The sequence below is a fragment of the Nocardiopsis alba DSM 43377 genome (genome assembly GCF_000341225.1).
In the GTDB taxonomy this organism is placed as follows: Bacteria; Actinomycetota; Actinomycetes; order Streptosporangiales; family Streptosporangiaceae; genus Nocardiopsis; species Nocardiopsis alba.
The window spans coordinates 154342-165905 of sequence record NZ_ANAC01000018.1 but is presented as its reverse complement, the minus strand read 5'-3'; the positions used below and the strand labels follow the sequence as shown (position 1 = coordinate 165905).

General features: G+C 69.6%; 10 protein-coding genes. 4 read left to right on the top strand and 6 right to left on the bottom strand.

The window, feature by feature from the left end; genetic code table 11:
* The first annotated feature begins 6 nt into the window (after positions 1–6).
* Positions 7–378: a MerR family transcriptional regulator gene (locus tag D451_RS0119440; protein ID WP_017535645.1), complete on the top strand. Its 372-nt coding sequence runs from the start codon at positions 7–9 to the stop codon at positions 376–378.
* A gap of 51 nt (positions 379–429) precedes the next feature.
* On the opposite strand, the gene D451_RS0119435 is transcribed toward D451_RS0119440, so the two are convergent.
* Positions 430–1311, bottom strand: coding sequence for a LysR family transcriptional regulator (locus D451_RS0119435; RefSeq protein ID WP_234305875.1), 882 nt, complete (start codon positions 1309–1311; stop codon positions 430–432).
* Positions 1312–1387: 76 nt separating this feature from the next.
* On the opposite strand from D451_RS0119435, the gene D451_RS0119430 reads away from it, so the two are divergent.
* Entirely contained in the window at positions 1388–2359 is a 972-nt protein-coding gene (locus tag D451_RS0119430) for a bile acid:sodium symporter family protein (RefSeq protein ID WP_017535643.1), read from the top strand.
* Between the two features lie 72 nt (positions 2360–2431).
* On the opposite strand, the gene D451_RS0119425 is transcribed toward D451_RS0119430, so the two are convergent.
* Positions 2432–3499: an adenylate kinase family protein gene (locus D451_RS0119425; RefSeq protein ID WP_026125195.1), complete on the bottom strand. Its 1068-nt coding sequence runs from the start codon at positions 3497–3499 to the stop codon at positions 2432–2434.
* Positions 3500–3675: 176 nt separating this feature from the next.
* On the opposite strand from D451_RS0119425, the gene D451_RS0119420 reads away from it, so the two are divergent.
* Positions 3676–4536: a DUF3592 domain-containing protein gene (locus D451_RS0119420; protein WP_017535641.1), complete on the top strand. Its 861-nt coding sequence runs from the start codon at positions 3676–3678 to the stop codon at positions 4534–4536.
* A 120-nt stretch (positions 4537–4656) separates the two neighbouring features.
* Here the strand turns inward: D451_RS0119420 and D451_RS0119415 are convergent, their stop codons facing one another.
* The 4 genes from D451_RS0119415 to D451_RS0119400 form a co-directional block, all read right to left on the bottom strand.
* On the bottom strand, positions 4657–5622 hold the full coding sequence (locus D451_RS0119415; RefSeq protein ID WP_017535640.1) for an ornithine cyclodeaminase family protein: 966 nt from the start codon (positions 5620–5622) through the stop codon (positions 4657–4659).
* Positions 5619–6962 (bottom strand): MFS transporter, encoded by a 1344-nt coding sequence (locus D451_RS0119410; protein WP_017535639.1) that lies wholly within the window; start codon positions 6960–6962, stop codon positions 5619–5621. Before D451_RS0119410 ends, D451_RS0119415 begins: the two co-directional genes overlap by 4 nt.
* Before the next feature lie 188 nt (positions 6963–7150).
* A complete protein-coding gene (locus tag D451_RS0119405; RefSeq protein ID WP_017535638.1) occupies positions 7151–7843 on the bottom strand; it encodes a GntR family transcriptional regulator in 693 nt (230 codons plus the stop codon).
* Positions 7844–8269: 426 nt separating this feature from the next.
* Positions 8270–9547, bottom strand: a complete 1278-nt coding sequence (locus D451_RS0119400; RefSeq protein ID WP_017535637.1) for a GAF domain-containing protein — start codon at positions 9545–9547, stop codon at positions 8270–8272.
* 129 nt (positions 9548–9676) lie between these two features.
* Here D451_RS0119400 and D451_RS0119395 point away from each other — a divergent pair, with 129 nt between their 5' ends.
* Positions 9677–11503, top strand: a complete 1827-nt coding sequence (locus D451_RS0119395) for a flavin-containing monooxygenase (protein WP_017535636.1) — start codon at positions 9677–9679, stop codon at positions 11501–11503.
* Positions 11504–11564: the final 61 nt, after the last annotated feature.

Genomic DNA, 11564 nt, shown 5'->3' with positions numbered 1-11564 from the left:
GGGGTCGTGCGTATCGGTGAGCTGTCCCGACGGTCGGGGGTGAGCGTTCGTTCCCTGCGCTACTACGAGCAACAGGGGCTGCTGCGTCCGGAACGTCTGCCCAGCGGGTACCGGATCTTCGATGAGCACGACGTGGTCCTGGTCCAACGCGTTCGTTCCCTCCTCGAAGCCGGTCTGAGCACCCGCAAGATCGTGCACATCCTGCCGTGCCTGGCTCAACACGAGGACGGGATCGGTCTGGCCTGCGCGGATCTGTACGACGAGCTCGTGACCGAACGGGACGGACTGTTGGAGCGCATCGACACGCTGCGCGCCTCGGTGGAGGCCCTGGAGGCCGTCATCGCCGCGAGCCCGCGAAGGACCGTCGAACCACTGTGAGCGGCCTTCGCCACGCTCGTGAAGACGCCCTGCGGTGGCCTTCGAACGGGGTCAGCGAGGGTCGACGCGTAGTTCCCGGTGGTCGTCCTGGAGCGCGTCGACGAGCGCCCGTACCGCCGGGGAGAGGGAGGTGCCGCGGGTCATCAGGACGAAGGTCGTCTCCGGAAGGACGGGCAGACCGTGCTCTCGGTCGACGAGCCCGTCCGGGGTGAGCGAACGCGCGAACGGCATCACGCCGAGTCCGGCCAGGGCGGCGGCGCGAAGCCCGCTGAGACTTCCCGAGGTGCAGACCACACGGTGCGCGCGCCCGACCGACATCAGCGCGTCCAGTGCCGCGTCCCGGGTCAGGCTCGGCCTGGGGTAGAGCACCAGGGGCACCGGCTGATCCTCCTCGATCTCGACCCCGGGCGCCGAGACCCACACCAGAGGGTCGCGGAACAGGGTGCGCGGCCGAAAGGCGTCCACACCCGTGGTGGCGTTCAGGCGCATCGCGAGCACCGCGTCGAGTTCCCCGGCCCGGAGTCTGCGGTGCAGCATGACGCTGAGCTCCACCGTGAACTCCAGATCGATGTGCGGGTGGCGGGCCCGGAACCGGCGTAGGAAGTCCGGGAGACGGGTCAACGCGAAGTCCTCGGAGACACCGAAGCGTACGCGCCCACGCGGTTGTGAGGAGGCGACCGCGCCGATCGCCTCGTCGTTCAGGTCGAGCATGCGGTGGGCGTAGCCGAGGAAGGTCTCGCCCTCGGCGGTCAGGCGCACGGTGTGGGTGTCGCGTTCCAGGAGGGTGCGTCCGATCTCCTCCTCCAGACGCCGCACCTGCTGGCTGACGGCGGACTGGCTCAGGCCCAGGCGTCGCGCGGCCCCTGAGAAGCTGAGTTGCCCGGCCACCGCGACGAAGGTGCGCATCCGGGTCAGGTCGAGCTCGTTCCGCATGGTCATCACGATAGGTGCAGACAGTCAGTACGGTATCCCCGTTTCCGAATGAACACCCTGCCGGCACAGTCGAAGGATGCTCTCCCGTCTACCCCGTTTCCTGGATCCGTTCCTGCTCCTGCTGGTCCTCCTCCCCGTCGTCGCGACCCTGGTCCCGGCCCGAGGGACGGCGGCCGACGCCCTGGAGTACATCACCGTCGCGGCGATCTGTCTGCTGTTCTTCCTGCACGGGGCGAAGCTCTCCCCGTTGGAGGCGCGTCGCGGTTTCTCCCGGTGGCGGTTCCAGTTGCTCGTCCTCGGCTGCACGTTCCTGGTGTTCCCGCTCCTGGGGCTGGCGATCGTCGCGTTGCCGTCCTCCGTACTGAGCCCGGTGATGGCTACGGGGTTCCTGTTCCTGTGCATCCTGCCGTCGACCGTGCAGTCCTCGATCGCCTTCACCTCGATCGCCCGGGGCAACGTGGCGCTGGCCGTCAGTTCGGCGTCCGTCTCGAACGTGCTCGGCGTGGTCCTGACCCCGCTGCTCGCCGCGATCCTGCTGGGGTCGACCGTCGAGATCACCACCGAGTCCCTCCTCGGGATCTTCGGACAGCTCGTGGTGCCCTTCGTCGCCGGTCAGCTCCTGCACGGCCGGATCGGACCGTGGTTGAAGGAGCACCGCCGGATCGTTTCGGTGGTCGACCAGGGGTCGGTGCTGCTCGTCGTCTACGCGGCGTTCAGTGTGGGCGTGACCCAGGGGCTCTGGCAGGTCGTTCCCCCGACCCAGCTGCTCGTGGTCATCCTGGTCTCGTGCGTGCTGCTGGCCGTCGTGCTCGGGCTGTTCACCGGCCTGGGCCGGCTGGTCCGGATGGAACGGGCCGATCGGGTCGTGCTGATGTTCTGCGGCTCGAAGAAGAGCCAGGTCAGCGGGCTCCCCATGGCCATGTTGCTCTTCCCGTCGGAGCAGGTCGGGATGTACGTGCTCCCGTTGATGATCTTCCATCTGATCCAACTGCTCGTTTGCGCGGTGATCGCCCGCCGGGCGGCCCTCTCCGTTCCGGAGACCGAGTAGGCGGACGAGGCCCCGGCCCGCTGAGTCTCGCCCCGGCCGCCCCCGTCACCGCGGCCCGGGTTCGCCCCGGGCCTAGAGGATCGCCTCCACCAGGGCGGACGGTTCGACGCCGTCCGTGGACAGCGTCCGAGCCTTCGGAAGGCGGGCCTCGATCGAAGCGCCCTCCTCGACACTCCTCGCGATCGCCCGTCGCAACCCCTCTCCGCCGATCCCCTTCCGCGGGTCGCCGGGGAGGGGCGGCCCCACGCCTTCGGAGCGCAGTCGGAGTCGTTCCTCCAGTGTCGCCGGACGGGCTCGCAGAACGACGCTCTCGGTCTCGTCTCCCAGCGACCGCGCCGTGTCGGGGTCCGCACCGACCACGACCGTCCTCGCACCGCCCGCCGTGAGAGTACCGATCAGTGCCCGCGCGTTGTCCGCGCGCAGGCCGGACAGGTGCCTCCCGTGCGGATCCGCGCCGAGCAGACCGAGTTGTCGTGTGTCGACGTAGGCGACCGCGCGCCCCTCCCCGGCCATCCTGGAGAAGGCCCCGAAGCCGATCGTGGACGTTCCGACTCCGCCGGGCCCGGTCACCAGGAGCACACGCCCATCGCTCCTCGCGGTGTCGGCCGCCCTCTCCGAAGGCGCGGCCTCCGCGAGCACGGGTCCCAGGCGTTCGAGTGTCACGGCGGCCAGGTGGTCGACCACCCTCTCCCTGGTCATCCCGCCGGTGTCCAGGTGAAGGTCGACCCGACCCGTATCCACCCGCTCGGCGTACGCGACGGCCTCATCGGCCCGCTCGACCGCCCAGCCGCGGTGGTGGATCCGTTCGCGGAGCGTGGCGGCGTCGGCGCTCAGGTGACAGAGGAGGATCCGTTCCCGGTCCGCCCCGGGCAGAAGGCGGGCGAGATGGCCGGGGCCGTCGACGAGACCGGCGACCAGCAGCAGTCGTGCCCCCGCCTCCCGATAGCGAGGGGCGAGAGCGGCCAGACCCGAGGCGACCAGCTCGGTCTCCTCGGCGAGGACGCCGGCGGCCAGACGTACCTGGTCGGCGTCCACGAAGGCCGCGGTCACGCCCCGTTCCGCCATGGCCCGCAACATCCCATGGCCGGCCGTGGACTTTCCCACGCCCGACGTCCCCGACAACCACACCACCGGCATCATGCCGTCACCCTAGGGGGAGGTTCGGCGGCCCCTCCACCCGTTTTCCCGATCCTCGCGGGCAGGCGCTCCCACCAGGGGTATCCCCAGACAGAGGCGGGTCGATCGCGAATCATAGGATGTCTCGAATCAGGAGAAACGGGACACTTACGTGCTCCCCCGACGCCCGGAGGACCCTTGTGAGCACCGTCGATCCCGCCGCCGCGCGGGAGGCCCGCCTACGGCGACTGATCGGAAGTCCCAAGGCCCTCGTCCTCACCCTCATCGGCGGGCTGACACTCGTCCTCGCCGGCGGCGCCGTCGGTTACGCCGTCGCGGCGATCATGGACCGGGTCCGGGTGTCGACGGTCAACAGCGTCTTCTCCGACACCGAGTCGACGATGGCCTACTGGGTCACCCCGATCGCCGCCATCGGCTCGATCATCGGTTTCCTCGCCTACAGCCACTGGAGCCACCGATATTCGGGCGGGCGTTCCATCCACCCCCGCCCGGTGACCCTCTGGTTCCTGGGTATCGCCGTGACGATGTGGTGGGCGACGACCTACCTGTGGGCTCCGGTCGACATGGTGGGCACCGCGGTCGATCCGGTCTTCGGTGAGCACGAGGCCTGGGGCGCCGGCGCCTGGTTCTCCTACGCGATGCGCTGGTGGGCGCCGGGCCTCGCGACGATGCTGTTCGTCCTGTCCCTGCTCTTCGGGGTGCTCTCACGGGTCCGGGAACGAAGAGGGCGGGAGCTCCTCGATCGGCTGCTGCGCGAGGGGACCCGCACCAACGGTGAGGTCACCGAGCTCACCCTCCCCGTTTCGAACGACTCCGGCCCCTCCGTGACGCATTGGACGTTCTCCTTCACCGACCTTCAGGGACAACGCCGTTGGGTCCAGCGGATCCAACGTCTCCCCCGGGGCCGTGTCCTCTCGATCGGCGGCCCGGTGACCGTGCTCTACGACCCGTCCCGGCCGCACGACACCTCACGGATCTTCGTCGCCCTCGAAGGCGGGGACCGGGCCGAGGACTATCTCGGCCCCGGCCTCCGCCCCTAGGAACACGGCGAAGGGCCCGGCCGGCGCTGGAAGGCGCCGGGCCGGGCCCCGGGTGACCCGTCCGGAGAGGGAGGACGGACCCTCCCGGACGGACGCGGCGGACGGTGCCGCTGGGAAGGGTCAGTCCGTGGGGGCCACACCCACGGCGACCGCGAGGTCCTGCCAGGACATGCCCGATCCCTTGAACACGTTGGGTCGGTCGGTCCGTCGTGAGAACTCCCCGCGCACGAGCGGGGCGAGGCCGAGCAGATCGTCCTCGGTGAGGGTGCCCTCGTCGATGGCGATCACCACGTCTCCGCATTCGCGCAGCGCGGCGCTCCGCTCCTCGACCACGACCTGGGAACGCCCCATGAGGGCGGCGTCGAGTTCTCGGCGGTCCGGTTCGTGCGAGCCGATGGCCACGACGCACGCCCCGTCGCGCACCATGGACCCGTCGAACAGCGGGTCGGCGCTGGAGGTGGCGCACACGACGAGGTCGGCCTCGGCTACGTCGGTCGCGGTCCCCGCCTCGACGGTGACACCGCGTCCGGCGAGTTCCTCGATGGCCGCCCTCACTTTGTGCGGGGTGCGGCCGACGAGTCTGATGTCGGTGAACTCGCGGATCCCGGCCATCGCGACGGTGTGCTCCACGGCCTGGGGTCCGTTGCCGAACACCACCAGGCGGGAGGCCTCCGGCGCGGTGAGGTGGTCGGCGGCCACGGCCGAGGTGGCCGGGGTGCGCAGCGAGGTGAGGCTGACACCGTCGACGAACAGGCGCGGGGTGAGGGTGCGCGCGTCCATCAGCACGTAGGTCGCCTGGATACGCGGCAGTCCGAGTTCGGGGTTGCCGGGCGCCACGGAGGCGACCTTGACCCCGACCCAGTCGCCCAGGGTCGAGGGCATGAGCAGCAGATGGCCCGATCCGGCGTTCGCGTGGGAGCGGGCCGGGTCGTCCGCCGGGTCGAACCCGTCTCGCAGGGCCTGCTCGATGAGCCGGCGGGCGCGGTCCGGGTCGATGCGGCGGTGGACCTCCTCCGCGTCGACGAACGGAAGTCCGTTCACGGTCGGCGGCGTGGTCTGGGCCGTCGTGTTCGTTTCGATGCTCATGCGTCGACCTCGGTCTTCTCGGTTCCTTCACGTCGGGCGATGGCCGCGGTCTCCTTGCGGACGACGCGTCCCGAGACTGCGACGGCGGCGAAGGAGATGACGGCCAGGACGACCAGATAGGAGGCGATGGGCCACCAGGCGCCGTCGAAGCGGGCGAGCAGCCAGGTCGCCAGCAGCGGGGCGGTACCACCGGCCAGCGCGGCACCGATCTGGTAGCCGAGGGTCACACCGGTGTAGCGGACCCGGGTCGTGAAGATCTCCGAGGTCAGGGTGCCCAGGGTGGCGGTGACCGGGGGCCAGGCCACGCCGAGGCTGATGACGACGGCGGCGTACACGGCCCAGTTCATGCGCAGGTCGAGCAGCAGGAAGAACGGGGCGGCGAAGGCGGCGATGAGGACCACGCCGCCGAGGAAGACGGTGGTGCGGCCGAGACGGTCCGAGAGCGATCCCATGAGCAGGATGGAGATGGTGCTGACGAGGGCACCGGCGCTGACCGCGTTGAGGACCACCGACTGCTGCATGTCCAGGGTGCCGGTGGCGTAGCTGACCACGAAGGTCGCGAAGATGTAGAACGGCGCGGTCTCGACGACCTTGGCGCCGACCGCCACGAGGACCGAGCGCCAGTGGTCGCGCAGGGTGTCCTTGATCGGCAGTTTGGCGATGTTCCCGCTCTTCTTGGCCTCTCGGAAGGCGGGGGTGTCGGCCAGTCCCTTGCGGATCCAGAGGCCGACGAAGACCAGGACGAGGCTGGCGATGAAGGGCAGCCGCCATCCCCAGGCCTCGAAGGCTCCGTCGGGCAGCAGGCTGACGAGCGCGAAGGCGATCGTGGACAGGAGCATGCCGATGGTGACGCCGGTCTGGGGCACCGAGCCGAAGAAGCCGCGACGGTTCTTGGGCGCGTACTCGTAGGCGAGCAGCAGCGCCCCGCCCCATTCGCCGCCGATGGCCAGTCCCTGGACGACCCGGCAGAGGATGAGCAGGATCGGGGCGAGGACGCCGACCTGGGCGTAGGTGGGCAGGAGACCGATCGCGACGGTGGCGCCGCCCATCATCGACAGGGTGATGACGAGGGTCTTCTTCCGCCCGATGCGGTCACCGATGTGGGAGAAGACGATGCCGCCGAAGGGGCGGATGAAGAAGGTGAGCGACAGCGACAGGTACGACAGCATCAACGAGATGACGGGATCGTCGTTGGGGAAGAACTGCTTGTCGAAGATCAGCGCCGCGGCGGTGGCGTACAGGAAGAAGTCGAACCACTCGATGGCACTGCCACTGAGGCTGCCGATGAGCACACGGCGGTTGGTGGCCGGTTGGCCGACCGCGGACTGCTGGGAGGACACGCAGTACTCCTCGTGTCATGGCCCACGTGACGCGGGCCTCATGATGTGAACTTGTGCAACGTACAATTTTACGTTGCACAAAGCAAGACCACTTTCCAGGTCGATCAAGCCGTGACCTGCGCGGGACCGTCCCCGAGCGCGCTCTCGGCAGCGTTCCGAGGCCCTTCGAACCCGCCCCTGGAGCCCTTTCAGACCTCTTCGCGTCCCGCCCACACACCGCGCACGTGACCCAGGTGCCGCCGCATGAGCTCCTCGGCCCCGGAGACCTCGCGGGCCTCGATGAGGTCGAGCAGATCGTGGTGCTCCTGAGCGGTGGCCCCGAGCCGGTCCTCCTCGTACAGACGCCTCAGCGCCGACAGTCGGGACATCCCGCGAAGACGGCGGATCTCCTCCACCAGACGCCCGTTGCCCGCGATGGCCAGCAGCCGCAGATGGAAGTCGGTGTCGGTGGCGATGAACTCCTGGAGTTCACCGGCGGCGGCGGTCGCGTTGAGTCGATCCGCCAGCGGTCGCAGGAGCGCGACCTGCTCGGACGTCGCGATCCGCGCGACCCGACCGACCGTGGGCACCTCGATGAGCGAGCGCAGTTCGATGATCTCGTCGAGGACCACGTCCCCCACCTCGACCACGCGGTAGCCGCGGTGCCTCAGCGGCTCCACCAGCCCCTCCTGGGCCAGCTCCATCATGGCCTCGCGCACCGGGGTGGCGGAGACGCCGAGACGTTCGGCCAGCGTGGGGGCCGAGTAGATCCGTCCCGGTTCGAGTTCGCCGGCCACCATGGCCTGACGCAGCACGTCCGTCACCCGGGACCGCAGGCTGCTGTTCTCGGCGAGCGATCCGATGACCGATGCCGACCGCCCCCGCGGCGCGTCGATGCTCATGTGCTGTCGTTCCTCCCCGCACGGACTTCCGGAGCTCCCAGGATGTCATGCCCGACGCACACGTCATCGCCGGTCCGCGCCTTCGTGGTACCGCCATCGACCACCCTGTCCTACAATCCAGATGTCGTCATCATCTGAATGATGACGACATCCGAAACGTGACCGGAACCCCCGGACCGGACCCACGAGACGACGCACGGCACGGAAGGCACGCCCATGAGACCCGTGACGACCCCCATCGACCTGTTGATGCTCCGCGGCCTGCGCTGTGTCGGACTCGGCCCTCCGGAACGGTCGCCCTCTCCCCGAGGCGGTCCCGACGTCGACACGGAACCGTCCGCCCCCTCGCACGAGGACGCGACCGTCCACACCGTCGGGCCTATCGAGGGGCGGGTCTCCGCCCGCGCACACCGCCGCCCGAACGGCTCACGCCCCGCCCCGAGCGGCGATCATCGCGCGCACCCCGGGGCAGACGTGCCTCCGCACGAAGACGCACTCCTCCAACCGCTCGGCGTCGCCCGTCGCCACCTTCAAGCGAACACCCCGCGCCACCCGGTAGGGACGCGAGGTCAGCACCGAGCCCAGGGCCCGACGCAGCCGGGAGATCTCCGCGCGCACGCTCACCACGTGCTCCTCGTCCCCGTACAGGACACGGCTGAGCGCGGCGGCTCCGATCCCCTCCTGCCCGACCAGATGCATCAGGAGAAGGATCTCCGCGTGCCTGGTGGTGAGCCGGGAACGCCAGGAACCTCCCCCCACGACCTCCACCGTCGGTTCCCCCGATAGATCCAGTCGTAGCTCTACGAGATCGCGTCGAGGGACCGATGGCGGACGCAACAACCACCCCTCCCCCACCCGCTCGGGCATGCAGAGCCCCATCCCCGGCACCGCGAGCGCGCGCCCCTCGGCGGGGGCCGCGACCCGGTCCAGGGTCGGCGGCCCGGTGCCCTCCGCCACCCACCCGTCGTCGTCCACGAGCAGGTACGGCCCCTTCCTTCCCGCGGAGCGGACCCCGGAGGCGACCCTCAGGCGTTCCAGCCGGGCCCGATGGTGTTCGGCCAGTCGCAGCTCGACCAGGCTCGCGGCCCCCGCGACGAGGGCGGCGACCATGGGGTGCAGGGTCAGAGCGGGACCGCTGACGTCGACGACCCCGAGCATGCGCCCCGTCCTGGGGTCGTGGATCGGCGCCGCCGTGCAGTACCAGGGGAGTTGGCACTGCTCGAAGTGCTCGGCCGCGAACAGCTCCACCGGCTGGGCCTCGGCCAGGGCCGTGCCGATCGCGTTGGTGCCCACCGCGGACTCGGTCCACCGGGCCCCCTCCGCGAAACCGAGCCGGTCGGCGCTCATCCGGACCCCGGTGGCCCCGTCGCGCCACAGGACGATCCCGTCCGCGTCGGTGACCACCATCAACGACCGGGAGAGCCGGGCCGCGGAACCGACCATCCGGTGCAGTTCGTCGACGACGGACGACAGAGGCGATTCCCTGCGCCTGTGCTCGACCTGATCGGCGGGGAGCACCGACCGGAGGTTCCCGCCGTCGGGATCCAGCCCCATCTCCAGGACCCGCGACCACGATCGGGCCACGAGGATGCGCGGTCGTCCCACGGCACGGGAGCCGCCGATGACCTGGTCCCGTGTTCGACTCAGTGCCCGGGCGTGGGAGGGCAGATCGGTTCCGGGGGAGATCGCGTGGAAGGTCGTCACTCTTCACCGTCCTCGTCGGCGCGTCGGGGGCGGTGGATCCGGGACGGTCGCGCAATCGGCCGCAACCCTTGTGGGGCCTCCACCGAACGAGTTGTGATGGCGATCACGTTACGCCAAGGAGGCCGTCTCATGACAGAATCCGCGAAATCCGGGGCGGGGGAACGGGAACCGACCGCCGTCCGCCATCGTGCGGAGACCTGGCTCCACGCCTTCGAGGAGGCGCTGACCGAACGCGACACCGCGCGGGCCACCGGAATGTTCGCCCCCACCTGCTACTGGCGCGACCTGGTCGCCTTCACCTGGAACCTGAAGACCGTCGAGGGCCACGAGGAAGTGGAGACGATGCTGCGCTCCGTCCTCGACTCCGCCGACCCCTCCGGCTTTCATCTCACCGAGGAACCCACCGAGACCGATGGCGTGATCGAGGCCTGGATCGCGTTCGAGACGGCCGTCGGCCGAGGCCGAGGACATCTGCGTCTGCGGGACGAGGGCGCCTTCACCCTGCTCACCACCCTCTATGAGCTCAAGGGCCACGAGGAACCCGAGGGGGAACGGCGCCCTATGGGGGCCGAGCACGGCGCGCGTCGCGACCGCGTCACCTGGGCCGAACGACGCGAGGCCGTCCTGGAGGGGATGGGACGCTCCCACCAGCCGTACGTGGTGGTGGTCGGCGGCGGGCAGGGCGGCATCGCGCTCGGCGCCCGGCTGACCCGGCTCGGAGTCCCCTACCTGGTGATCGACCGGCATGAACGCCCCGGCGACCAGTGGCGCGGTCGCTACAAGTCCCTCTGCCTGCACGACCCCGTCTGGTACGACCACCTCCCCTACCTCGACTTCCCTCGGAACTGGCCGGTCTTCGCCCCCAAGGACAAGATCGCGGACTGGCTGGAGATGTACACGAAGGTCATGGAGGTCGACTACTGGTCCTCCACCACCTGTCTGAGCGCGAAGCACGACGAGGAGACCGGGGAATGGACGGTCGTGGTGGACCGGGCAGGCGAGGAGATCGTGCTGCGCCCCCGACATCTGGTCCTGGCCACGGGGATGTCCGGCAAGCCGGTGGTCCCCGAACTTCCGGGGCGTGACCGCTTCCTCGGAGATCAGCACCATAGTTCGCGGCACCCGGGCCCCGACGCCTATCGGGGGAAGAAGGCCGTCGTGATCGGGTCGAACAACTCGGCCTTCGACATCTGCGGAGCGTTGTGGGAGAACGACGCCGAGGTGACCATGGTGCAGCGTTCGTCGACGCACGTGGTCAAGTCGGATTCGTTGATGGACCTCGGGCTCGGCGACCTCTATTCCGAACGGGCCCTGGCCGCCGGGATCACCACGCAGAAGGCGGACCTGACCTTCGCCTCGATGCCCTACCGGATCATGGACACCTTCCAACGTCCCGTCTACGACCGGATCAGGGAGCGCGACCGGGAGTTCTACGACCGCCTCGAACGCGCGGGCTTCCTCCTGGACTGGGGCGACGACGACTCCGGGCTGTTCATGAAGTACCTGAGGCGCGGTTCCGGGTACTACATCGACGTCGGCGCCGCCGATCTGATCGCGGACGGACGGGTGCGCCTGGCGCACGGTCAGGTGACCGGGCTGACCGAGACCTCGGTGGTGTTGGAGGACGGCACCGAACTGGAGGCCGACCTGGTGGTGTACGCGACGGGATACGGATCGATGAACGGTTGGGCCACGGACCTGATCGGACGTGAGGTGGCCGACCGGGTCGGCAAGGTGTGGGGGCTCGGCTCGGACACCACCAAGGACCCGGGGCCCTGGGAGGGGGAACAGCGCAACATGTGGAAACCGACCCGCCAGGAGGGGCTGTGGTTCCACGGCGGCAACCTGCACCAGTCACGCCACTATTCGCTGTATCTGGCGTTGCAGCTCAAGGCCCGCTACGAGGGGATCCCCACCCCCGTCCACGGACTTCAGGAGGTGCACCACCTGTCCTGAGACCGAGAGGCCGACACCACCGGCCCGGGAGGGCTCCCATTCCACTTCGTCCAAAGTATTG